1 protein-coding gene and 1 pseudogene are annotated in these 1167 nt (G+C 71.9%); one reads left to right on the top strand and one right to left on the bottom strand.

Annotated elements, in window-relative coordinates; translation table 11 throughout:
* Positions 1 to 176: pseudogene (locus VR44_RS47500) on the top strand (YfcE family phosphodiesterase); the annotation flags it as partial.
* Positions 177 to 713: 537 nt separating this feature from the next.
* Here VR44_RS47500 and VR44_RS25035 read toward each other — a convergent pair.
* Positions 714 to 1167 (bottom strand): DUF2071 domain-containing protein (locus tag VR44_RS25035; protein ID WP_045949849.1); only part of this gene is annotated, 454 nt, incomplete at its 5' end.

The raw sequence follows: 1167 nt of genomic DNA on the forward strand, positions 1-1167 counted from the left end.
TGTTCGGGCACAGCCACATTCCGTGGGACACGACGGCTCCCGGCGGGCTGCGGCTGCTCAATCCAGGCTCGCCGACGGACCGTAGACGGCAGCCGTTCTGCACGTTCATGACCGCGGTCGTCACTGGTGGGGAGCTGGCCGACATCAGGCTGCACCAGCTGCCTCGGCGCGGCTGATCCGGCGGTCGGCGGGGTTCAGGAGGCGTGAGGGCGGCTTCGAGGTCGACTGCCTCGCCGCGAACCCAGGCGGGGCCTGCTGCTGGCGTTCGCCGCGGACGCTGCCGGGCATGCCACCGCGCCCAACATCAGAGAACGTTCTGAACCACCACCTGTCGGAGCGGAGGTGCTGCATGGCGGCGCCACTGCCGGGATGCGTTCCTCTACGCAGGGAGGCCGACGCAGTGACCACGCTCACCGGCGGCGGCGTGCCGGCCCCCCGACTTGTCCCCGTGCTGTACGGCCCGGAACGGGGCCTGCCCTTCTCCGAGGCGTACCAGCAGGCGGGCGGGATTCTGGCGGCGGCCGCGGACGAGCGACTGTACTGGCAGGTGCGGGAGCCAGCGCCAGACCCAGCGCCCGACACGAGAAGCCGGCCGCCGCTCGCGGTGGCGCTGGCCGCCAGCTCGTTGAGCGCAACCTCAGACGGACGCCAGGCGCGCTGGACGGCGGCCAGGTCGCGGGGAAGGTCACCCGCGTCGGGCTGGGCCCGTCGGCTCAGGCTGGACGGGCGGGGCCGAAGGTGACAGGTCCGACGCCGGGGGAGGTGTGGGTCAGTGGCTGCTCAGACGGCTCGGGTAGGCCGGCGGCCCGGGTGAGTGTCTGGGTGGCCGAGACCGTCGTTGCCTGCAGCAGCGGCCAGGGTTCGTGGCGGACGGGGGTGCGCCACAGGATTCCCGCGCGCGTGGAGTAGGAGTGGAAGCGGTCGGTGAGCCACTCATCGAGTGGACCCGCTGTGGGGGTGCGTGAGGTGCGCACGGTGATGTCGTAGGAGGGTCCTGTGGGTTTTCGGCTGCCGGTGTAGCGGCAGTTGGCGCCGTCGGGGCCGATGGTGAGTTTCGCGAGGTGGTAGGGAAGGCCGAGGAGTCGGGCGGCCAGGAGCAGTGGCTGGGTGACGTCGAGGGAGAAGAACCAGATGCCCGGCGGGCCGCCCCGATGGCGGACGTAGGTC

Origin of the sequence: Streptomyces katrae (assembly GCF_000966975.1) — a bacterium.
Classification (GTDB): domain Bacteria; phylum Actinomycetota; class Actinomycetes; order Streptomycetales; family Streptomycetaceae; genus Streptomyces; species Streptomyces katrae.